Genomic DNA, 20,767 nt, shown 5'->3' on the forward strand with positions numbered 1-20,767 from the left:
GTTGCCGTATCACTTAACGTCGCCATCTGACGCTGATGACGACGCTAAGTGATAGGTCAACTGCGGGTGGGGCGCTGCCGCTTCCGCCGCTTCACCAAGACCAGGAACACACCGCCGACGGCAAGCGCACCGGCCGCGAGCCCGGCGAACAGAACCAGCCCGGACGCTCCAGTATTGGCCAAGCTAGCCGCCCGGCTGTCACCCAGCGGACGTACGACGCCGGCGCTGTCACCTGCCGGGGGCGCCGCACCGTTCGCGGCTGGTACCTCGGCCGGCCCGGCGGCAGCAGGGACTACTACGGGGGTCGGGGCCGGCGGGGAGAGCTGGCTGACCGGGGTGAAGTCGAAGGCCACGGCTCCGGAGGTGCTGAATCCGTTGACCGTTTCGGCCGTGAAACGCAGCGGTCCGGCCACAGCAGGGGCAGTAAACGACCACGCACCGCCGGCATCCACGGGCACTTCAACAGGCGCCCGTCCACTGACGGTGATCCTGATCTTCGTACCGGCCGCGACAGTCGATGCCGGAGCCGCGGCCACCACTCCTGTGACGGTCTGGCCGGCGTCGAACGTTGCCCCCGGCGCGGGCGACGTCACCGTTGGCTTGTTGAGGAAAAGTTCCAGCTGGTAGCCGGGGAGCACGGCCATCGCGTCGTCGAGCGTGGCGGCGATGGCGAAGTTCTTGACGAAGCGGCCATTCTCATCGGGGGTATCCCCGGCCGAGTGTGTGCCCACTGCGTAGTTCCCGCTGACCCAGGGCCCGCCGGAATCTCCGCCGCTGGATTGGACGTCGAAGGACAGGAAACCGTTGAAGGCCCGCAGGTCTGCGGGGGCCGACGTGATGCCCCGGACCACGTAGATCCCCACCTCGTCGATGGTTCCGCAGGACCATGCTGACGTGCGGCCGGAGCGGCAGACCGGCTGGCCAACAACAGGGGCAGCCGTTCCGATGATCTTGACGTCCGGGCCCGGCTCTGACGGATCGCCCCACGTACTGGCGGCGGGCAATGGGTCCAGGTCCGCGCGGAGTTCCTCAATGACGGCGATATCCGTTCCGACGTTGCCGGGGTTGGCTGGGTCCAGCGGATGCAGGACGGTGGAGTTTCCAGGTCCGCCGAACTGGCTGAAGCCAAACTTTCCGAGTAACCCGGCAGGCACCCCTTGGAATTGGAGCGTGGCCGTCTCCGCATCGCCGTCAGCGCTGCAGTGGCCGGCCGTGAGGACTGCGGGGAGGCCAGCGGAGTCGAAGGCCGAGAAACCTGTGGAACAGATAATGCCGTTGTCAGCGGCGTAACCCAATCCTCCGGGGACGTCTGCCTCGGGCGCGAGCGGCGCGCCGGCGTCGAGCTCCACGTTGGCGTAGCGGGCCACGAACTCGGCGGCCGAGATCTTGCCGTCCGCGATGGGGCTGGTGCGGTTGGGGCCGGTAAGACTCGGATTTCCGGCGGCCACATCAGGAACCGTGGCCTCGGACCCGTTGATGCCGCCCGTACGGACTACGAACCTGCTGCCGGTGAACGCCACGGCCTGCAACCCCACCGCGCCCACGTCGCGGAGGTACGCCTGGTACAGGTCCTGGGTGCTCCGGGCCAGTTCGGTACCGGCTGCGGGAGAAGCAGCGTTCGACGGCGGCGCGGCGGACGGTGCGTCAAGGGCAACGGCCGGGATAGCCGCGCTGAGCCTGGCCACCTCAGCCTCCAGCTCGGCTCCGGAGCCGGCAACCAGAATGCTGCCCTCGCGGATCCGTGTTCCGAGGTAGCCGGGGATGTCCCGCAGGGCCCCGGCAACGTCCGCGGCCTGCTTGCCCAGCTGGCCCGCAGCAGCAAACTCCTCGGGGGTCAGGCCAAGATCGCGGAGGGCGGCTTTGTGAAGGCCGGCATCGCTGGGCTTCGCGTCGCTCGGCTGCACGGCACTCGACTGAACGTCACTGACCCCGGAACCACCCGCCGTCGGGCTTTCCGAAACCGCAGACGGCTCAACCGCCGGCTGCTCTACAGCCCAGGCCGGCACGGCCCCGAGCCCCACGGAAAGTGCCACTCCGGCAGCCGCTGCTGCTGCAAATACACGTTTCAAACTGGGTGCCGTCACTTTCGTTCTATTCATCTGTATCGCTCCGCCGTGCCATGTACGCGGCGACCACCGCGGCCAGGCACAAAACTGCCCCGCCCACCATGAGGACGATCTGGCCCGGGAGCCACTCGCCGCCGACCGTTCCGTCGCCGAGCCCGAAGTTCTCTTCCGTGGTCCCGAAATCTGACGCGAGGACGGCCCAGAACGGCCCGGGCACAAGCATCACCACTCCCGCCACTGCGAGCGACGCTGCCACATACGTCTCGGAATTCATGGCGCCACCCGGCTGCCGAGCAGGTTCAGGACGGCGCCGAGTTCGGCCTCGGACAGGCCGTTGCGCAGCAGGAAGGTTCGCGTGTCCAGCTCTCGGACAAACTCCACCGCGGCCCGGCCGCGCCGCTCAAGCAGGGGTGTCAGTTCAGCGTCGTCGATGTAGCGTTCGCCGGCATGGGGCGGGCCGTGGGTCCGGAAGCGTTCGTTGATGCCGCGGGCGGCTTTGGCGTAACCGTCGGCGATGCGGTCATCCGGGTCGCCGGCAAGGTCCTGCAGCATGGCTGCGACCATTCCGCTGCGGTCCCGGCCCGCCGCGCAATGAACGACGACGGCGCCGGCCTCGGCTGCCCCGATGGCGCGGAATATGTCCACGAACTTTGCCGGGTAGAGCCGGACATTGTGCAGATAGTGGGCGGGGTCGTTGAGGTACGGCCCGCAGACGGCGGTGAACCGCGGATCATCGGGTTCTTCTGTGGGTGCCGAGACGATCCTGATGCCAGACCAGGCCGATTCGGGCACGTCAGGGTCGGTGTCCCGGCGCCGCGCTTCACGGGAGTTACGGAGATCAATCACGGTGCGGACGCCGTCGTCGTACGCCTGCCGCCAACCTGCCGCGGTGAGCCATTCACGGCGGCCTATCCGGTAAACGCGGCCGGCAACGTGCCAGGCATTCACGGCTCCGTCCCAGCCCACGGCTCCCCCTGTCGTCTCCACCCGGACAGCTAACCACAAAGCCGTTGCCGCATGCACGCGCGGGGCAGTTACCGGGCAGGTACCGGGCGCGGAAAAGACGGGTACTCCGACCCGACGACGGACCTTTGCGCGAGGCGTACGTTGGCTGTTACACGCCCTGTGTCACTTGTCCAATTGATAGTCAAAAGGGGAAATTCGATGGCAACTTCAGCAGTACGACGGCGGCGCTCGGCTTTTGGGGCCGGCCTCGCCACCATGGCAATGGCTTTGGGCTTCGCAGCCATCCCGGCACAAGCGGCCCCGCCGCCCCAGGCGGACTATGTGGCGCTGGGCGATTCCTACGCCGCCGGGCAGGGCGCGGCACCGTACACGGACCCGACCTGCTACGTGAGCCGCAAGGGGTACCCGGCCATTGCGGACAACCTTAAGGACATACAGCTGAACATAAATGCCGGCTGCTCCGGGTATACAACCGGAGCGGTCGCCGCCAATCTCCCGGCCAGCGTCAGTGGCGCAGAGGTCATCACCATCACGGTCGGCGCGAACGACATCGGCACCACTGGCATACTCCTGGCCTGCCTGCCAGCCCCATCGTCAGCAGCGTGCGGAGGCGCCCTGGGTGCCGCGCAGGAAAAACTGACGGACGGGACGCTGGCCACTGCCCTGGCAACAACGGTCGGCGCCATCCGGTACCAAGCCCCCACCGCCAAGATCGTCCTGACGGGCTATCCGCGCCTCTTCGCTCCTAACCACCCGTTCGCCGCGGTGGCCAACCCCATGGTGGACGGGCTCAACGCTGTCATCGCAGGTGTCGCCGGCGTTACGGGCTCCTCGTTCGTCGACGTTACGGGTGCCTTTGCGGACCACGGCGTGGGTTCCGCGGCGCCATGGATCAACTTCAACGCCACCAACATCCTGGACCCCGCCAACTTCCATCCCACCGGGAAGGGCTACCGCCTTGGCTACTATGCAAGTCTGGTCAGCCAGGGCGCCTTCGTTCTGAACTAGCCCCTCCCGTCGGGGCGTTTCGGCGGTTGGGGCGCTAAGCGTGCCTGGCGAGCCTGTGTTCAAGCCCGTTCCGGACCATGGGCCATTCGTGCTCCAGGATCGAGAACACCACAGTGTCCCGCAGCACACCATCCGCGGTCCGGGAGTGGTTGCGCAGCACGCCGTCCTGCTTCGCACCAAGCCTGGAAATTGCTTCGCGTGACTGGTGGTTCAGCCAGTGCGTCCGGAACTCCACCGCCGGGCAGCCAAGGGTCTCGAACGCGTGGCGCAGGAGCAGCAGCTTGGAGTCCGGGTTGGTGCCGGTGCCCTGTACTGACGCGGCATTCCAGGTGGAGCCGATCTCCACGCGTGGAGTGCCGGCGTCGATATTCATGTACGTGGTCATTCCGATGATCCGGCCCGGGCCGCCCGTTGCCGGGTCGATGAGGCGCGTGGTGAACGGCAGCATGGACCCCGCCTCCTGCAGGGCCAGCCGGCGCTCGATCTCCGCGGCCATCCCCTCCGGCGCGGGAACAGAGGTGTACCAGAGCTGCCACAGCTCGCCATCCTGCGTGGCCGTCACCAGGCCATCATGGTGATCGCGGCGCAGCGGCTCGAGGATGACGTGCTTGCCGGTCAGGGTGAGGGGTTCAAAGAGGATCACCCGGAAATCCTACTCAGCCCAGTCGAAGAATCCCTTGCCGGTCTTCCGTCCAAGCTCTCCGCGGGCCACCTTGTCCTTGAGGATCTGCGGCGGGGCGAAGCGCTCCCCCAGCGTGGACTGCAGGTACTCGGCAATGCCGAGCCGCACGTCCAGGCCCACAATGTCAGTGGTCCGCAGCGGGCCGGTGGGGTGTTTGTAGCCCAGGACCATGGCGTTGTCGATGTCCGCCGGCGATGCCACGCCCTCCTCCACCATCCGCATGGCCTCCAGCGCGATCGCCACGCCCAGCCTCGAGGAGGCAAAGCCCGGTGCGTCATTGACGACGACGGCGGTCTTGCCGAGTGCGTCGACCCACCTTTTCGCCGCTGCAGCCAGGTCCGGGGACGTCCGCTCGCCAAGAACCACTTCAATAAGGGTGGAAGCGGGGACAGGGTTGAAGAAGTGCAGGCCGAGGAAGTTCTGCGGGCGCTTGAGCTCACGGGCCAGGCCATTCACGGACAGGGACGAGGTGTTGGACGCCAGGAACGCGTCAATGCTCAGTCGCTCCTCAATGCCGCGGAGCGAGGTGATCTTCAGGTCCCAGTCTTCGGGGACGGCTTCGACCACCAGCCGGCGGTCCTTGAAGTCGTCGTAATCCACGGTGACATTGAGCCGGGAGACCATCTCATCCAGGTTGCCGTCAACTGCTCCACGCTCGATGCTCCTGGCCGCCGCGGCTTCCACGCGTTCACGGGCGGCCTCGGCGGACGCTTCATCGCGCTCCACCACCAGGACGTTGGCCCCTTTGATCAGGAACGCGTGGGCGATTCCCGCGCCCATGCGGCCGCCGCCCAGGACGCCGACTGTGGAGGGAAGGTTCGGGTTCGTCATGATTGTTTCTTCTCTGATTTCTTGTCGAGGAACGCCTGCATGCGGTCAAACTTGGCCTGGGATTCAAAGAGGATCCCCTGCGCCAGCTGGTCGATCAGCGGGTGGGCCTCGGCCGGGGCGTGAAACACCGACTTGGTGATCCGGACGGCCAGCGGGTCCTGGCGGCCGATCCTGTCCGCCAGGCTGTGCGCGGCATCCAGCAGGTCCGGTGCCTCGTGGATTTCGGTGATGAGGCCGGCAGCCAGGGCCTCCTCAGCCCTGAGCACCAGGCCCGCGAGCAGAATCTGCTTGGCCAGAGGCTCCCCCACGAGCTCCTTCAACCGCCAACTGGCCCCGGCCGCGGCCAGGATCCCCAGCCCTGTTTCTGGGTTGCCGATCCGGACACTGGGCGTTCCGATCCGGAAATCCGCAGCATAGGCGAGCTCGGCGCCGCCGCCCAGGCAGTACCCGTCCAGGGCGGCAATGACCGGCATGGGCAGCTTCGCGATCCGCACAAAGATCGTGGAGTTAATGCCCTGCAGGGCATCATCGCGGCGCCGCTCGCGCAGCTGGGCGATGTCCGCACCCGAGGCAAAGACGCCGTCCACCCCTGAGATGATCAGGACTTTGGGATTCTGCTCCAGCGCAGCGCAGATCACGTGCAGTTCGTCCACCATTTGCTGGTCGATGGCATTCCGGACTTCCGGGCGGTTGAGGAGGACCACCACCCGGTCTTCCCGCTCCTCGACCAAGAGGGTGCCGAAGTCAACGGTGCTCAAGGGTCCGTTCGCGCTGTCTGGGGAGGGGCTCAAGTGCCCGTTCGCGCCTTCCGGGGCGGGCATCAGACACGCTCCAGCAGCATCGCGGTGCCCTGGCCCACGCCGACGCACATCGTGGCCAGACCAATCCTGGCATCCTCGCGTTCCATCCGGCCCAGCAGGGTGATGGCGAGCCGTGAACCGCTTGAACCGAGCGGATGCCCCAGACTGATGGCGCCGCCGTCGTTATTCACAATCTCCGGGTCCAGCCCGAGCCGGCGCATGCTCGCGAGCGACTGCGTGGCGAACGCTTCGTTAAGCTCGACGGCGCCCAGGTCACCAACGCTCAGGCCGCTCCGGGCGAGCACTTTCTGCGTCGCCGGGACCGGGCCGATGCCCATGATCTCGGGTTCGCAGCCGGCGGAGGCGCCGTCGATGATCCGGGCCCGCGGCGTCAGGCCAAGACGAGCGATGGCGGCCTCGGACGCGACGATGATGGCCGAAGCGCCGTCATTCAGCGTGGACGAGTTCCCGGCCGTGACCACGGAACCGCCCGGAACCACCGGGCGCAGCCCGGCAAGGACCTCCAGGGTGGTGCCGGCACGGGGGCCTTCATCGGTGTCCACCACCGTTTCGGACTTGCGGGACTTGACCGTCACCGGGACGATCTCTTCCCTGAACCGGCCCGCGGCGATGGCGGCGAGGGACCGCTCGTGGGAGCGGACCGCGAAGGCGTCGGCGTCCTCGCGGGTGATGCCGTCCACGCGGGCCACTTCTTCGGCGGTTTCCGGCATGGAGTAAGTCATCTTGCCGTCCCGCGCCAGGCCGCCCTTCTGGAAGAGGGGGTTGACGAAGCGCCAGCCGATGGAGGTATCGAAGATCTGGCCCGGCTTGGCGAACGCCGCGGCCGGCTTCTCCTGGGCCCACGGCGCACGGCTCATGGACTCCACGCCGCCGGCAATCACCACATCCGCGGCGCCGGACTTGATCATGTGGCTGGCCTGGATAATGGCGCTCAGCCCCGACGCGCACAGCCGGTTGACCGTGATGCCGGGGATGTGGACGGGAAGCCCGGCCAGCAGGGTGGCCATCCGGGCGACGTTGCGGTTTTCCTCACCCGCACCGTTGGCATTGCCCAGGATGACTTCCTCAACACTGTCCGGATCCAGGCCCGCTCGGGACACGGCCTCGCGGATCACCAGTGCAGCCAGATCATCCGGGCGGACCGCCGACAACGCACCGCCGTACCTGCCCACGGGAGTGCGGACACCGCCAACAAGAAAAGCCTCGACCATCAGAACATCCTTTACGCCAGGGAGCCGGAATATTCGGGACCGTCCAGTGACCGCCCTATTTACCGACCGTTCGTTCTATAAAGAGTACACTCACAGAACCACGAGGCCGAGATGCCCGGCCAGAAGCGGCGCCAGCAGGCTCAGCTGATAATGGTCGATCACCACACCAGCCAGGTTCCCGAGGCCGCTGATGGTGCGGAAATCCGTGCCACGAAGGTCAAAGTCCTTCAGCCGGGCGCCGGTGAGATCCAGGGTTCCGATGGTGCAGTTCTTCAGCGCCACACGCGTCCCGGAGGCGGAGCCGAGGTCCAGTTCGTTGATGATGCAGTCGCTGATGACGACGTCGGTCAGCTTGGACCCGCGCAAATTGAGGAAGTCCAGCTTGCCACCGTCGATCCGGACAGACTGCCAGCCGGTCTCATACAGTTCAGCCGATCCCAGCCGCGGATTGTTCAGCTGCACGTCCCGCCAGGTGGAGCGGGCGGCCCGGAACACCGGCGCGTACACCTCGGACAGAATGCAATCCCGGAAAGTGGCCCCGCGGAGCTGGGTGTCATTGAAGGAGACGCCCTGGAACTCACACTCGGCGAAATCCGTGCCGCTCAGCTCCAGACCGTCGGCCGCCGCACGGCTGTACCGGACGCCGTCGTACCTTTCACCACGCTGGAAGTGCGGGGCGGGATTATCCGTGACATCCTCCAGGCTGACCGGCGAGAGCCGGGGAGCCGTTACCTTGGGGGCCTTTGCCGCCACTAGAGCGACTCGGCTTTGGCCGCGATTTCCGCCAGGTCCTTGGCAAGCGCCTTGCGCGTCATGCTCATGCCCAGCTTCCCGAAGAGTGCCATGGTCACCTTGCTGACGAACGTGGGTTTGACCACGTCGGCGCCGAAGGTCAGCGTCAGGGCCGTCCCGCCGTCACGCTCGGCCAGGCTGAAGCGGGACGTGTAATCGGCCCCGCCCTGGAGCGCCTTGACCACGGTGCTGCGGGGAGGATCGGCCTGCGCCACCCACACCTCCACAGTCTCCGCACGGCCCATCATTGTGCGCGTTTCCTTCCAGCGCGTCCCTTCGCCGTAGGGCCCGTCACTGAGCATCTGCACAGCGTCGATGCCGGACAGGGTGGCTGCGGAGCCCGGGATGTCCGAGATGACCGCCCAAACCTTTTCCGGCGTGGCATGGATGTGCTGGGTCAGGCTTGTGCTGTGTACCATGCTTCGAGCCTAGCCGGGGGCACTGACATCCGTCAGGCAACCCGTCTTCGGATCCCTTGAAATAGTAAGCATGCTTTGTGTTATTCTGAAAAGGCATTGTCAGTTCAACGGGAAACGAAAGGCGGCCAGACACATGGGCCTCGGAGACAAGATCGGTAACGAAGCAGAGCACCTGGGCGGCAAGGCCAAGGAAGCGACCGGCAACGCCACGGATAACGACAAACTCAAAGCCGAAGGCCAGGCGGACCAGGTCAAGGCTGACGCCAAGAAGGTCGGCGAAAACGTCAAGGACACCTTCAAGGACTAGTCCTCGACATTCGAACGGCGGCGGATTCCCATCGGGATCCGCCGCCGTTCCTGTCTCTGCCCATCCCGTCGATGAAGATCGGCGGCTACCCTTGGCCCATGACGTACGTAGACCTGAGTACCCAGGGTGCCGCCGCCGGCGGTTCACCTTCCCTCGGCGGATATCTCGCCACACCTGCCGGACCCGGACCTTTTCCCGCGGTCCTGATGATCCACGAGGCTTTCGGCCTGAACGACCTGGTCCGCGGGCATGCCGACCGGATGGCCCGCGCCGGATACCTGACACTCGCGGTGGACCTGTTCAGCGACGGCGGCCCGCGCCGCTGCCTGGTCAGCACCATGAGGAGCATGGTCACGAGAAGCGGCCGGGCGTTCACCGACCTTGCCACCGCCCGCACCTGGCTGGCCAGTTCGCCGCTGTCCACCGGCAAAACCGGGGTGATCGGTTTCTGCATGGGCGGCGGATTCGCGCTGCTGGTGGCCCGCGACGGCTTCGACGCGGCCTCGGTCAACTACGGCCGCCTGCCCGGCAATCTCGAGGAATCCCTCCGGGGCGCCTGCCCCATCGTGGCCAACTTCGGCGGACGGGACCGCACTCTCAAAGGCGCGGCTGACAAGCTCCAGACCGCCCTGGACAACCTCGGCATCGAAAACAGCGTCAAGGAATTCCCCACCGCCGGGCACGCGTTCCTCAACGAAACCGACCTGGGCCCGGCAGTTTTCCGGCCGCTGATGCGGGTTATGGGCATCGGCCCGGACCCGGAATCCGCCCCCGAAGCCTGGCAGCGGATCGAAGACCACTTCGCCCGGCACCTCACGAGCACGGACGACGACGGCGGGCCGCCCCCGAAAGGGTGACCCGCCGTCGTCGGACTTCTTAGCGTCCGTCCGCTAAGCGGGCGGCTGCAGAGCGGCCGGCCGCAGAGGCGAACGTCCTAGCAGAACAGCTCGCTCTTGGGCTCGTTGTTCCGGACCTTCTGCCAGCCGAGCCACAGGACCAGGGCGAAGAACGGGATGGTGGCCAGGGTCCAGAGGCCAAGGTGGAAGACCTCGCCGGACTTGCTGGTCATGGTGTCAAAGCCGATGAGCACCGTGATGGCCAGCAGGGCAATCAGGCCGGCCCAGCTGCTCCAGGTTCCGCCGGGTGCGGGCAGGGAGGAAACCTTGCCCTTCTTCTTGCGCAACGCGATCTGGCTGGCGAAGATGGCTCCCCAGGTGAAGATCACGCCGATCGAAGCGGAGTTGAGCGCCAGGTCAAAGGCGTGTGAGCCGCCGAGCCAGATGTTGAGCAAAATGCCTACGAGGTACACGGCGCCGATGGCCAGGATGGCGGCATACGGCACGTGGCTCTTGGACATCTTGGTCAGCCACTCCGGAGCGTGTCCGTTGTTGGCCATGGTGCGGAAGATCCGGCCGATCGAGTACAGGCCAGAGTTGCAGGAGGACAGTGCGGCCGTGATGACGATCATGTTCATCACGTCGCCCATCCAGCCGAGGCCCATCTGCCCGAACACGGTGACGAACGGCGAGGTACCCGCCACGTACTGGTCCGAGGGCAACAGCATGGCCAGGAGGGTCACGGAACCGACATAGAACACCACGATGCGGAAGACGACGGCGCGGATGGCCTTGGGAACTTCCTTGGCGGGGTCCTGCATTTCACCGGCAGTGATGCCGACGAGCTCAATGCCGTTGTAGGCGAAGATCACGGCGTTCAGGACCAGGATCATCACCAGGGCGCCCTTGGGGAACATCCCGCCTTCGGCCGCGAAGAGGTTGTTCACGGAAGCGTTCCCGTCGCCCACCCGGGCGTTGGTGACCACCATGAAGGTGCCCACGGCAAGGAAGATCAAGATGGCGCCGACCTTGAGGCAGGAGGCCCAGAATTCGAATTCTCCGAACGCCTTGACGCTCAGGAGGTTGACGCCCACGAGCAGCAGCAGCGCTGCGATGGCGGACAGTTCAACAGGCACGTTGGGGAAGAAGAACTGGAAGTACAGTCCGATCGCAATGAGTTCGGCGATGCCGGTCATGGCCCAGTTGATGAAGTACATCCAGCCGGACAGGTACGCGCCCTTCTTGCCGAACATTTCACCGGCGTAGCTGACGAAGGAACCCGACGTCTGGCGGTACATGATCAGCTCGCCCAGGGCCCGCATCAGCAGGTAGGCGATGACGCCGGCAATGGCGTAGGAGAAGATGAGGGCGGGGCCCGTGGAGGCCAGGCGTCCGCCGGCACCCATAAAGAGGCCGACGCCGATGGCGCCACCCATGGCAATCATGGTCACCTGGCGGCCGCTCAGGGATTTTTTGTAGCCCTCGGCGCTGAGGGTGGAGTCGACAACGGCGGATTGCGCCGTGGGGCTCTCGAGTTCTGTGGGGGTACTTTGAGGCACAACAATTCCTTGTGGGTAGGGGATTGGCCGGAACCGGAAACCTCGAGTTTTTGTCCAGATAATTCGGGATAATCCCGCATCTGGGGTATTTATATGGACAAAAACTCTAAGGCGTCGAAGGTTCGCACGGCCTGTCCATCCTACAAGATCCGAACCGCAACAAGTGACGCGGGCTACACCCGAGCCCGGTTAAGGCAAACTTTTGCCACGTATATGGTGGCTTTGCAGAACAATGTTCTGTTCGGCATCCTCCTGGACGCTGAACGTGCGCAGAGGTTCGGCGCCGGTGCTGGAGCAGCCCGTTTCCAGACTGAACGCGTGCTGGTGCAGCGGGCATATCACCACCTGCAGGTCGATGGTTCCGTCCGCAATGGGACCGCCGCGGTGCGGACAGACGGCGGACAGTGCGCGCAGGGACCCATCCCTCAGCCGGAAGACCGCCACCTGCTCGCCGTCAACCCCGAAGGCGCGCCCTTCGCCAAACGGGATCTGGTCCACGGGCCCAAGGCTGTGGCTGTTGGTGCTGACGGGCACGGTGCTCATTGGACCGGCACCTGGGGCAGGACGGTGAGCGGAAGCGCCGTCCGGAACTGGCCAGGCGTAAGCGGATCGTCGCGTTCGCTCCACGGGTCCACGTAGCTGTCCACGGCGGCCTGCATCGCGGCGTCCAGTTGCGCGGCGATGCCTTCGGAATCGTCCACGATCACCGCACGGAGGTGTTCGATGCCCACCCGCGGCACGAAGGCGTAGGTCCGTTCCAGCCAGTTGGCCTGTTCCCGGTAGTACTGCATAAAGCGGCCGGTGAGGAGCTTGACCTTCCCCGGATCGTCCACGGTGGCCAACAGGTCGCCCTTGCGGATGTGCGCCCCCGCCGCTCCCCCGACGTAGAGTTCCCAGCGGCCGCCCTCCACAGCCACCACACCCACATCCTTGACCAGCGATTCCGCGCAGTTCCGCGGGCAGCCGGACACAGCCAGCTTCAGCTTGGCCGGCGACTCGATCCCCTGGAACCGGGACTCGATCTCGATGCCCAGCTTGGTGGAATCGCCGGTGCCGTAACGGCAGAAGTCCTTCCCCACGCAGGTCTTCACCGTGCGGAAGCTCTTGCCGTAGGCGTACCCGGAGGGCATGTCCAGGTCCGCCCACACCTGCGGCAGGGCTTCCTTGGGGATTCCCAGCAGGTCGATCCGCTGCCCGCCGGTCAGCTTGATCAGGGGTACCTTGTGCTTTTCGGCGACGTCGGCGATCCGGCGCAGCTGCTGCACGGACGTCACTCCGCCCTTCATCTGCGGGACCACGGAGAACGTGCCGTCGCGCTGGATGTTGGCGTGCACCCTGTCGTTGATGAAGCGGGCGTCGCGTTCGTCGATGTACCGGTCCGCGAGCATCATCTTCAGCAGTGAGGCCAGTCCCATTTTGGACTTCGCGTCCTCGGCCCTGCCGGGAGCCAGGGCCGTGAATACCTGGGACACGGAGCGCAGGCCCTGCTTGCGGATGGCGGCCATCAGGGCCGGCTTGTCCAGCGGGATCCCGGGAACGTAGTAGCTTGCGGCCGGGTCATCTTCAACTGCGCCGTCCGCCGCCCACTCCACCACTTGCTTGACCAGGAGTTTGCAGGAACCGCAGCCTTTGCCCGCCCGGGTGGCGTCCATAGCGCCGGAAACCGAGGTGCAGCCGCCCTTCACGGCGTCCACCAGGGCCTTCTTGCTGACGCCGCTGCAGTTGCAGACCTGGGCGCCGTCGTCGAGCTCGGCCACGCCCACGTCCTCCCCCGGCCCGCCGACGTCGAACATCAGGGCGATCCGCTCCTGCGGCAGGGGCAACCCGCGGTCGTAGGCCTGCGTCAGGTAGGCCACCTTCCGGCTGTCGCCCAGGAGCGTGGCGCCCACCATTTTGTTGTCGCGGACCACGATGGACTTGAACACCCCGCGGCTGGGCTCCGAGAAGACAATGTGTTCGTCGGTGTCGAGTTCGGGACCGTGCAGTCCCATGGATGCGACGTCGACGCCGGCCACCTTGAGCTTGGTGGCGGTCCGCGAGCCGAGGTAGGCCGCGGAGGTGTCGGCGCCGGTCACGTGGTTGGCGAGCACTACTGCCTGTTCCCACAGCGGCGCCACCAGGCCGTAGACCTCGCCGCGGTGCTGGACGCACTCCCCCACGGCGTAGATCTCGTCTTCGTCCTGGACCCGGAGCCGGTCATCCACCACGATGGCCCGCTCCACCGGCAGCCCGCTCAGTACCGCCATGTCCACGTTCGGACGGATCCCCGCAGCCACCACCACCATGTCGCAGGCGATGTCGTCCCGGTCCCTGAGGCTGACGCCGGTCACCCGGTCCGAACCGAGGACAGCAGCGGTACGGCTGGACGTGTGCACCCGGATACCGAAGGCCTCCACGCTCCTGCGCAGCACCGCGCCGCCGTCGGGCCCCATCTGAGCGTTCATGAGGTGCCCGCCGGAGTGGACCACCTCCACCTCGATCCCGTGGCTTTTCAGGCCGTAGGCCGCCTCGAGACCGAGCAGGCCGCCGCCGATCACCACCGCCCGTAGGTGCTGCTCCTGCTGCGCGTGCTGGACCATCCTCCGGGTGTCGTCGATGGTGCGGAACCCGAAGACACCGTTCTTCACGGACCCGCCAGGTGTGTAGAGCCCGTCCATCGGAGGCATGTGGGAGCGGCTGCCGGTGGCGATAATGAGGGTGTCGTAGGGGGTCACCCGGCCGTCGTTGGAGAAGACATGCTTGGTGAATTTGTCGATCCGGTCAACACGGACGCCGGCATGAAGGGTGATGCTGTTCTCGCGGTACCAGGACAGGGCGTTCAGGAAGATGTCGGCGTCGTTTTCCTCGCCGGAGAGGACGTGGCTGAGCATGATCCGGTTGTAGTTTCCGTAGGGCTCGTCGCCGAACATGGTGATGGTGAACTGGTCCGCGCCGCCGCGGGCCAGGATCTCCTCCATAGCCCGGGCACCGGCCATCCCGTTGCCCACCACCACCAGCCGACGGCGCGGCGCGGCGCCTGAGTGCCTGCCCTGCGGCCGGTCCAGCACGCTGGTCATCAGTGCTCCACCATGCCCAGGTCCACCACCACGGATCCCCCAACACCATCCGGGGCGGCGAGATAGAGCTCCACCACCGAGCCGCCGTCGATGTCCTCCACCACCCGCAGCGGCACATGGACTTCGCTCTTGGCGCCGATGGGGAAGTAACGCATGGGCACGCCGTTGCGCAACAGCACCACCGTGATGAGTTCGCTGCTCGAATTTCCGCCCCGGAAATACAGCGTCTGGTTGATGACACCGTCCGGAACGTAGTGCGACAGTTCACTGTGGATGGGTACGGGTTTTTCCAGCCCGGTACCCACAAACGGGAAAATGCCCTGCAGGAAAAGGTTCTTGGTGATCACGGACAGATCCTTTCGGCCGGCGGGAAGACTGGCATAGGCCTATCTTCCGCCGCCGATGTTTCCGCCGGCCGGTCTGTGCGTAACTTTTCCTTTGCGGAAACCTCACCGTTTTCCGGCCGCGCCGTGGCGGCGTCAGGCCGGGGCCAGGACGCCCTTGTCCATCGAATACCGGATCCAGCGCCCGGATTCGTCCGTGCGCGAGGTGTCGCTCCTTTTCGCGCAGCGGGCAAACCAGTCCCGGAGGGCGCGGTCGTGGCTGACCATAACCAGGGTCCCGGCGAAGCCGGCGAGAGCCTCTTCGAGCTGCTCCACGAGAACCGGCGCCAGGTGGTTGGTGGGTTCATCCACAATCAGCGTGCCGTAGCCGCCCAGCAGCAGCCTGGCCAGGGCGAGCCTGCGCTGCTGGCCCGCGGACAGGCTGCCCACCGGGACGTGGAACTCGCTGGTGCGGAACAGCCCCAGCCGCAGGAGAGCCTCGGCGTGCTCATCAATGTTTCCGCCGAGGCCGGCCGCGAATGCCGGCAGCAGGCGGAGCGCGGGCCGTTGCGGCAATTCGAGTTCCTGCTGCAGGTAGCCGATCCGGGCAGGCCTCTGAACGAGCCCTTCAACGGGCTCCAAGGTTCCTGCCAGCACGGAGAGCAGGGTGGATTTGCCGGCGCCGTTGGGGCCGGTGATGAGGATCTTCTCGCCGGCGCGGGCCGCGAAATCAGTGACGCCCAGGCGGCCCGGAACGGCGACGCCGCGGGCCACGAGGACCGCCGACGCCGGCAAGAGGGAGTCCCCGGCCAGGTCAGCTGCCCCGGACCTCACCGGTGCAACAGGCGCCGCAGAGAGAGCCTCCGGATCCACAGCCAGTTCCGCCGCAAGCCGCAACGGCACCGGCGGCCGGTCAATGGGGCTCGCTTCCAGCCGCCGGAGCCGTTCCTGCGCGTTGCGGACCTTGCTGCTCGCCGCCTTCTGCCAGGTGCCGGCCTTGAAATCGAAGCCCACTTTGTCATTGTCGCGCTGACGGGCGTAGCCCATCTTCCCGGTCACTGTTTCCGCCTGCCGCTGCTCGGCATCCATCGCATCGATCCACTCGTGGTACTGCTGGACCCAGCGCTGGCGTTCGGCGGCCTTCTCACGGAGGTAGCCGTCGTAGCCGTTGCCGTAACGGGTCACGGCCAGGCGCTCGGCATCGACCTCAATCACGGTGCTGGCCACTTTGCGGAGCAGGACACGGTCGTGGGACACCACCACCACCGTCCCGCGATGGGCGGCCAGCCGGTCCTCCAGCCAGGCGGTTCCGCGCGCATCGAGGTGGTTGGTGGGCTCGTCCAGGAGCAGGATGTCCGCCGGGTCGGCCAGGACACAGGCCAGCGCCACGCGTTCCTGCTCGCCGCCGGAGAGCGATCCCAGCGTCCGTTTCCGGTCCAGGCCACCCAGACCCAGCCTGTCCAGCGCAGCCTCAACACGAGATTCCGCGGCATAGCCCTCGCGCAGCTGATACTCGGTCTGCAGCCGGCCGTACGTTTCCAGCTCGTCGTCCTCGGCATCGGCGAGGCCGGCCTCCAGCCGGTCAAGCTCGGCTTCGAGGGCGCGCAGCGAGGCCAGGGAAGAGTCGACGGCGGCCCCCACGGTGAAGGATTCCGGCAGGCCATGCGTCTGGGCGAGGTAGCCCACGCGGCCGTGGCTGACAGCAGTTCCCTCGTCGGGCGCTTCCAGCCCGGCCAGGATCCGGAGCAGCGTGGATTTGCCGGCGCCGTTTTCGCCGACGATGGCAACATGCTCCCCGGCCGTAATGACCAGGCCGATTCCGTCCAGCAACTGCCGGTCGCCATAGCCATGGGAGATGCCGGAAAGGTTCAGGTGTTCAGTCAAGACAAGTCCTCGCAAGATTCCGCAGTGTGGCCGCCGGAACTGGTGCTCGACGGCGGCCCTGGATTCGGGAAAACAACCCGGCGTGGCCGGACTGCTGCTCAGGACTTCATCGCTCCAGCTTCCCCGCCGGAAGCCGCAGCGTCAAGCCAGGACACCACCGGCGCCACCATAATCTGCCAGCAACGCGGGGTCACTTAACGCCCATGTTTCCCCTCGGGATGGGCCGTAAGTGACCCCGCGTTGGCACACGCCCCGCGGAACCCCGAAATAAATGTTTTCGGCTTGCCTAAATTAGGCTATCTTGGTGGTATCAGTTTGCCCCCGACGATGAGGACCATGATGGCCATTCCCACACTCCAGGCGCGGCCAGCAACGGGGCGGCGGTGGTCACGTCTACTGCTGATGGGGCCCGCGTTCGTTGCGGCCATTGCCTACGTGGATCCCGGAAACGTTGCCGCTAACCTGACGGCCGGTGCCAGCTACGGGTACTTGCTGGTCTGGGTTCTGGTGGCCGCGAACGCCATGGCCGTTCTGGTGCAGTATCAGTCTGCGAAGCTAGGTTTGGCAACGGGTCTGAGCCTTCCCGAGATTATGGGTAAGCGCCTAGGCAACGGGCGCCGGCGGTTGTATTGGGCCCAGGCTGAAGTTGTGGCAGTGGCAACGGACATGGCCGAAGTTATCGGCGGTGCAGTGGCGCTGAACCTGCTGTTCGGACTGCCGTTGTTGGCCGGTGGCATCATCATCGGTCTTGCGTCGATGCTGCTGCTGGCTCTGCAGTCCGCTCGCGGCCAAAAGTCTTTCGAGTACGCGATACTTGTCCTTCTGGGGGTGATCGCTGTGGGCTTTGTGTCGGGGCTTTTCGTGAACCCACCGGATGCCGGAAGTGCCTTAGATGGCCTGATTCCCCGCTTTGAGGGTACGGATACGGTCCTCTTGGCGGCCAGCATGCTCGGGGCAACAGTGATGCCGCACGCCATCTACCTGCATTCAGCGCTGGCCAGGGACAGGCATGGCTTCTCGGAGGATCCTGCCGTCCGGACACGACTCATAAGGGCTACCCGATTTGACGTTGCCGGGGCCCTGATGCTGGCCGGCGTAGTCAATATCGCGATGCTCCTACTGGCCGCGTCAAGCCTTCGGGGCATCGAAGGAACAGATACCATTGCCGGTGCCCACGCCGCTGTCAGTTCTGCCCTCGGTCCGGTGATTGGTGTGGTATTCGCAATCGGGCTGCTGGCTTCCGGCCTTGCCTCAACCTCTGTCGGCTGCTACGCAGGTGCCACCATCATGGGCGGGCTACTGAAGGTCCGGGTGCCGCTGTTGACCCGCCGGGTGATCACCCTGATCCCGGCCCTGGTGGTTCTCGGCGCCGGGATCGAGCCGACGCTGGCCCTGGTTCTGAGCCAGGTCCTGCTCAGCTTCGGTATCCCATTCGCCCTGATCCCGCTGATTCGACTCACCGGTAGGCGCGACGTAATGGGCATCCACGCGGACTCAATGCCGCTGAAGATTGCAGGCTGGACCAGCGCGGCGTTGATCGTTGTCCTGAACTGTGTCCTGATCGCCCTCACCATCACGGGCCAAGCCTGACGGAACCCGCACACGGGGGCCTACGGGCCGCCCGCCCCCGTTGAAACGGGGAGCTAGGCTGAAGACATGGCCACCACACACCGGAAACCACCCGCGCCGCAGCCCGACCTGTACCGGTTTTCCAGCCTTGATCTCCCCACCGTCGGCCTCTACGTGGCCGTGGCCGGACTCTTCGCCATCGCCGGGGAACTGCTGGCCCCGTTCATCCGCCAGCTTGCCCCCAGTCCGGCCGCGGCATCGTACGCCGTGAACCTCATCTTTTATGGCACCATCGGGATCCTGGCCCTGGCAGCCGCGCGCCGGGTAGTAGCCCGGGACCTGCGCGTGCTGGCCACCCGTCCGTGGTTCACCGTACTGATGGTGCCCGCCGCGGTGGTGGCCATGATGATCCTCACGGCCGTTGTGGTGGCGGCCGGCGGCGGAGTGGAGACCTCGGCAAACCAAGCCGGGCTGCATGCACTGATGCAGCAGGTGCCCGCCTGGCTTATAGTGCCTGTCCTGGTGGTGGTGGGCCCGTTTGTGGAGGAGTACATCTTCAGGCACCTTCTGATCGGCAAGCTCAGCCGCCGGCTCAACATCTGGTTCTGCTGCGCCCCGTCTATGGTCCTCTTCGCCGGCATCCACATCGCGGGCCAGGAAACCATCACCCTCAGTGCATTGCTCCCCTATCTGGCCATGGGCGCCACACTGGTCTTTGTCTACGTGTGGACCGGGAAGAACGTGATGTTCTCCTACTTTGTGCACGCGGCCAAGAACCTGCTGGCGGTCATCTTCATCTACGCCATCCCGCCCGAACTCTTTGAGCAGCTACAGCAGGTCCAGCCCTAACCCAACCAACGCGGGGTCAGATACAGCCGGTGCCTGGCCGCCAGATGGGCCGTATCTGACCCCGCGTTGCAATGCCGGGGGGAGCATCGCCCAGCCGCCCCCTACCCAGCAGCCACCCGCCGTCGTATTTTGGTGGGATGGGACTGAACATCCAGATCGTCGTGGACAGCAAGAACCCGCATAAGCTCGCCGACTGGTGGGCGGAAACCTTGGACTGGGCCGTTGAGCCACAGGACGAGGGCTTCATCCGTTCCATGATCAGCCAGGGCTACGCCACGGACGCCGAGACGTTGGTCCATAGGGGCAAACTCGTGTGGAGGACAGGACAGGCCATCCGCCCGGTCGAAGAACTCAAGGCCAAGGCACCTGCCCGCCGCATCCTGTTCCAGACGGTGCCGGAAGGAAAGACCGTCAAGAACCGCGTCCACTGGGACGTGCGCCTGGATGGCCGGGACAAGGATGACGTCCGGAAGGAACTCGAAGCCCGCGGCGCCAGCTTCCTGTGGACGGCTGGCCAGGGCCCGCTCGAATGGCACACCATGGCCGATCCGGAGGGCAACGAGTTCTGCATCAGCTGAGCCGATTACTAGACTTGTCCGGTGAGCAACCAACTTCCCGCCAAGGTGTCCGATGTCTTTGACCCCACCCGCTGGCGCACCGTGTCCGGTTTCGACGGCTTCCAGGACATGACGTACCACCGGCAGGTAGAACGCTCCGAAGACGGCACCGTCATCCGAGACCTGCCCACCGTCCGGATCGCCTTCAACCGCCCGGAAGTCCGCAACGCCTTCCGCCCCGGCACCGTGGACGAGCTCTACCGCGCCATGGACCACGCCCGGATGAGCCCGGACGTCGCCACCGTGCTACTCACCGGCAACGGCCCCTCCCCCAAGGACAGCGGGCACAGCTTCTGCTCCGGCGGGGACCAGCGCATCCGTGGCCGCGACGGGTACAGGTATGCCGACGGCGAGACGCAGGAAACCATCGACCCCGCCCGCGCCGGCCGCCTCCACATCCTCGAGGTCCAGCGGCTGATGCGGACCATGCCCAAGGTGGTCATCGCCGTGGTGAACGGCTGGGCTGCCGGCGGCGGGCACTCCCTGCATGTGGTCTCGGACCTCACCATCGCCTCCCGCGAGCACGGCAAGTTCAAGCAGACGGACGCCACCGTGGGAAGCTTCGACGCCGGGTACGGCTCTGCCCTGCTGGCCCGCCAGATCGGCCAGAAGTCTGCCCGCGAAATCTTCTTCCTGGCCCGAGAGTACTCGGCGGATGACATGGTCCGGATGGGCGCCGTCAACGAGGCCGTGGACCACGAGCGCCTCGAAGAGGTGGCCCTGGAATACGCCGCGGACATCGCACGCCAGTCACCCCAGGCCATCCGTATGCTGAAATTCGCGTTCAACCTTGCCGACGACGGCCTGGCCGGCCAGCAGGTCTTTGCCGGCGAAGCCACCCGCCTGGCCTACATGACGGACGAGGCCGTGGAAGGAAAGGAAGCCTTCCTGGAAAAACGGGATCCGGACTGGTCCCGCTTCCCGCACTACTTCTAGGCACCTTCGAGGCACCTCCTCGGTACAAAACTTCC

Annotated in this window: 21 protein-coding genes; 7 read left to right on the plus strand and 14 right to left on the minus strand. The window is 66.0% G+C overall.

Going from position 1 to position 20,767, the window contains the following annotated elements:
- Positions 1 to 56 precede the first annotated feature (56 nt).
- From ACQCSV_RS16725 to ACQCSV_RS16735, 3 genes are read right to left on the minus strand one after another with little or no spacing between them, the layout of a single operon-like run.
- A complete protein-coding gene (locus ACQCSV_RS16725; RefSeq protein ID WP_426938853.1) occupies positions 57 to 2,069 on the minus strand; it encodes a S1 family peptidase in 2,013 nt (670 codons plus the stop codon).
- 22 nt (positions 2,070 to 2,091) lie between these two features.
- The gene (locus tag ACQCSV_RS16730; protein ID WP_426938854.1) at positions 2,092 to 2,340 is read right to left on the minus strand and encodes a hypothetical protein; all 249 of its coding nucleotides are present in this window, start codon (positions 2,338 to 2,340) and stop codon (positions 2,092 to 2,094) included.
- On the minus strand, positions 2,337 to 3,032 hold the full coding sequence (locus ACQCSV_RS16735; protein ID WP_354155234.1) for a tyrosine-protein phosphatase: 696 nt from the start codon (positions 3,030 to 3,032) through the stop codon (positions 2,337 to 2,339). The genes ACQCSV_RS16730 and ACQCSV_RS16735 overlap by 4 nt, the downstream gene beginning before the upstream one ends.
- Before the next feature lie 198 nt (positions 3,033 to 3,230).
- On the opposite strand from ACQCSV_RS16735, the gene ACQCSV_RS16740 reads away from it, so the two are divergent.
- Complete coding sequence (locus ACQCSV_RS16740) at positions 3,231 to 4,040, plus strand: SGNH/GDSL hydrolase family protein (protein ID WP_354155233.1); 810 nt, start codon at positions 3,231 to 3,233, stop codon at positions 4,038 to 4,040.
- A gap of 34 nt (positions 4,041 to 4,074) precedes the next feature.
- On the opposite strand, the gene ACQCSV_RS16745 is transcribed toward ACQCSV_RS16740, so the two are convergent.
- The 6 genes from ACQCSV_RS16745 to ACQCSV_RS16770 form a co-directional block, all read right to left on the minus strand.
- Positions 4,075 to 4,683: a GNAT family protein gene (locus ACQCSV_RS16745; protein WP_354155232.1), complete on the minus strand. Its 609-nt coding sequence runs from the start codon at positions 4,681 to 4,683 to the stop codon at positions 4,075 to 4,077.
- A 9-nt stretch (positions 4,684 to 4,692) separates the two neighbouring features.
- Positions 4,693 to 5,553 (minus strand): 3-hydroxyacyl-CoA dehydrogenase family protein, encoded by an 861-nt coding sequence (locus tag ACQCSV_RS16750; protein ID WP_354155231.1) that lies wholly within the window; start codon positions 5,551 to 5,553, stop codon positions 4,693 to 4,695.
- Complete coding sequence (locus ACQCSV_RS16755) at positions 5,550 to 6,374, minus strand: enoyl-CoA hydratase/isomerase family protein (protein WP_426938855.1); 825 nt, start codon at positions 6,372 to 6,374, stop codon at positions 5,550 to 5,552. Before ACQCSV_RS16755 ends, ACQCSV_RS16750 begins: the two co-directional genes overlap by 4 nt.
- On the minus strand, positions 6,374 to 7,585 hold the full coding sequence (locus tag ACQCSV_RS16760; RefSeq protein ID WP_354155229.1) for an acetyl-CoA C-acyltransferase: 1,212 nt from the start codon (positions 7,583 to 7,585) through the stop codon (positions 6,374 to 6,376). The genes ACQCSV_RS16755 and ACQCSV_RS16760 overlap by 1 nt, the downstream gene beginning before the upstream one ends.
- Positions 7,586 to 7,675: 90 nt before the next feature.
- Positions 7,676 to 8,338 carry a pentapeptide repeat-containing protein gene (locus ACQCSV_RS16765; protein WP_354155228.1) on the minus strand — a complete coding sequence of 221 codons (663 nt, stop codon included), beginning with the start codon at positions 8,336 to 8,338 and terminating at the stop codon, positions 7,676 to 7,678.
- The gene (locus ACQCSV_RS16770) at positions 8,338 to 8,796 is read right to left on the minus strand and encodes an SRPBCC family protein (protein WP_354155227.1); all 459 of its coding nucleotides are present in this window, start codon (positions 8,794 to 8,796) and stop codon (positions 8,338 to 8,340) included. The genes ACQCSV_RS16765 and ACQCSV_RS16770 overlap by 1 nt, the downstream gene beginning before the upstream one ends.
- Before the next feature lie 133 nt (positions 8,797 to 8,929).
- Between ACQCSV_RS16770 and ACQCSV_RS16775 the strand changes: the two genes are divergently transcribed.
- On the plus strand, positions 8,930 to 9,103 hold the full coding sequence (locus ACQCSV_RS16775) for a CsbD family protein (protein ID WP_282330097.1): 174 nt from the start codon (positions 8,930 to 8,932) through the stop codon (positions 9,101 to 9,103).
- 98 nt (positions 9,104 to 9,201) lie between these two features.
- Positions 9,202 to 9,960 carry a dienelactone hydrolase family protein gene (locus ACQCSV_RS16780; protein WP_354155226.1) on the plus strand — a complete coding sequence of 253 codons (759 nt, stop codon included), beginning with the start codon at positions 9,202 to 9,204 and terminating at the stop codon, positions 9,958 to 9,960.
- Between the two features lie 77 nt (positions 9,961 to 10,037).
- On the opposite strand, the gene ACQCSV_RS16785 is transcribed toward ACQCSV_RS16780, so the two are convergent.
- The 5 genes from ACQCSV_RS16785 to ACQCSV_RS16805 form a co-directional block, all read right to left on the minus strand.
- Complete coding sequence (locus tag ACQCSV_RS16785; protein ID WP_354155225.1) at positions 10,038 to 11,498, minus strand: amino acid permease; 1,461 nt, start codon at positions 11,496 to 11,498, stop codon at positions 10,038 to 10,040.
- Between the two features lie 189 nt (positions 11,499 to 11,687).
- Complete coding sequence (locus ACQCSV_RS16790; RefSeq protein ID WP_354155224.1) at positions 11,688 to 12,041, minus strand: Rieske (2Fe-2S) protein; 354 nt, start codon at positions 12,039 to 12,041, stop codon at positions 11,688 to 11,690.
- Positions 12,038 to 14,554 carry a nitrite reductase large subunit NirB gene (gene nirB / locus ACQCSV_RS16795; protein WP_426938856.1) on the minus strand — a complete coding sequence of 839 codons (2,517 nt, stop codon included), beginning with the start codon at positions 14,552 to 14,554 and terminating at the stop codon, positions 12,038 to 12,040. Before nirB ends, ACQCSV_RS16790 begins: the two co-directional genes overlap by 4 nt.
- Positions 14,554 to 14,901: a molybdopterin oxidoreductase gene (locus ACQCSV_RS16800; RefSeq protein ID WP_354155222.1), complete on the minus strand. Its 348-nt coding sequence runs from the start codon at positions 14,899 to 14,901 to the stop codon at positions 14,554 to 14,556. Before ACQCSV_RS16800 ends, nirB begins: the two co-directional genes overlap by 1 nt.
- 132 nt (positions 14,902 to 15,033) lie before the next feature.
- Entirely contained in the window at positions 15,034 to 16,761 is a 1,728-nt protein-coding gene (locus tag ACQCSV_RS16805) for an ABC-F family ATP-binding cassette domain-containing protein (protein WP_426938857.1), read from the minus strand.
- Between the two features lie 339 nt (positions 16,762 to 17,100).
- Between ACQCSV_RS16805 and ACQCSV_RS16810 the strand changes: the two genes are divergently transcribed.
- The 4 genes from ACQCSV_RS16810 (at position 17,101) to ACQCSV_RS16825 (ending at position 20,732) form a co-directional block, all read left to right on the plus strand.
- Positions 17,101 to 18,351: an Nramp family divalent metal transporter gene (locus tag ACQCSV_RS16810; RefSeq protein WP_354155314.1), complete on the plus strand. Its 1,251-nt coding sequence runs from the start codon at positions 17,101 to 17,103 to the stop codon at positions 18,349 to 18,351.
- Positions 18,352 to 18,417: 66 nt separating this feature from the next.
- Positions 18,418 to 19,179, plus strand: a complete 762-nt coding sequence (locus ACQCSV_RS16815) for a lysostaphin resistance A-like protein (RefSeq protein ID WP_354155220.1) — start codon at positions 18,418 to 18,420, stop codon at positions 19,177 to 19,179.
- A 137-nt stretch (positions 19,180 to 19,316) separates the two neighbouring features.
- On the plus strand, positions 19,317 to 19,757 hold the full coding sequence (locus ACQCSV_RS16820) for a VOC family protein (RefSeq protein WP_354155219.1): 441 nt from the start codon (positions 19,317 to 19,319) through the stop codon (positions 19,755 to 19,757).
- Positions 19,758 to 19,778: 21 nt separating this feature from the next.
- The gene (locus ACQCSV_RS16825; RefSeq protein WP_354155218.1) at positions 19,779 to 20,732 is read left to right on the plus strand and encodes a 1,4-dihydroxy-2-naphthoyl-CoA synthase; all 954 of its coding nucleotides are present in this window, start codon (positions 19,779 to 19,781) and stop codon (positions 20,730 to 20,732) included.
- Positions 20,733 to 20,767 lie beyond the last annotated feature (35 nt).

This window comes from Pseudarthrobacter sp. S3 (genome assembly GCF_050156905.1).
In the GTDB taxonomy this organism is placed as follows: domain Bacteria; phylum Actinomycetota; class Actinomycetes; order Actinomycetales; family Micrococcaceae; genus Arthrobacter.

What these genes read in the sequence shown, in the direction of transcription:
- ACQCSV_RS16760 (WP_354155229.1), bottom strand. Translation starts at nt 7,585, where the DNA reads ATGGTCGAGGCTTTTCTTGTTGGCGGTGTCCGCACTCCCGTGGGCAGG.
- ACQCSV_RS16775 (WP_282330097.1), top strand. Translation starts at nt 8,930, where the DNA reads ATGGGCCTCGGAGACAAGATCGGTAACGAAGCAGAGCACCTGGGCGGC.
- ACQCSV_RS16820 (WP_354155219.1), top strand. Translation starts at nt 19,317, where the DNA reads ATGGGACTGAACATCCAGATCGTCGTGGACAGCAAGAACCCGCATAAG.
- nirB (WP_426938856.1), bottom strand. Translation starts at nt 14,554, where the DNA reads ATGACCAGCGTGCTGGACCGGCCGCAGGGCAGGCACTCAGGCGCCGCG.
- ACQCSV_RS16770 (WP_354155227.1), bottom strand. Translation starts at nt 8,796, where the DNA reads ATGGTACACAGCACAAGCCTGACCCAGCACATCCATGCCACGCCGGAA.
- ACQCSV_RS16730 (WP_426938854.1), bottom strand. Translation starts at nt 2,340, where the DNA reads ATGAATTCCGAGACGTATGTGGCAGCGTCGCTCGCAGTGGCGGGAGTG.
- ACQCSV_RS16810 (WP_354155314.1), top strand. Translation starts at nt 17,101, where the DNA reads ATGGCCATTCCCACACTCCAGGCGCGGCCAGCAACGGGGCGGCGGTGG.
- ACQCSV_RS16790 (WP_354155224.1), bottom strand. Translation starts at nt 12,041, where the DNA reads ATGAGCACCGTGCCCGTCAGCACCAACAGCCACAGCCTTGGGCCCGTG.
- ACQCSV_RS16755 (WP_426938855.1), bottom strand. Translation starts at nt 6,374, where the DNA reads ATGCCCGCCCCGGAAGGCGCGAACGGGCACTTGAGCCCCTCCCCAGAC.
- ACQCSV_RS16740 (WP_354155233.1), top strand. Translation starts at nt 3,231, where the DNA reads ATGGCAACTTCAGCAGTACGACGGCGGCGCTCGGCTTTTGGGGCCGGC.
- ACQCSV_RS16750 (WP_354155231.1), bottom strand. Translation starts at nt 5,553, where the DNA reads ATGACGAACCCGAACCTTCCCTCCACAGTCGGCGTCCTGGGCGGCGGC.
- ACQCSV_RS16780 (WP_354155226.1), top strand. Translation starts at nt 9,202, where the DNA reads ATGACGTACGTAGACCTGAGTACCCAGGGTGCCGCCGCCGGCGGTTCA.
- ACQCSV_RS16815 (WP_354155220.1), top strand. Translation starts at nt 18,418, where the DNA reads ATGGCCACCACACACCGGAAACCACCCGCGCCGCAGCCCGACCTGTAC.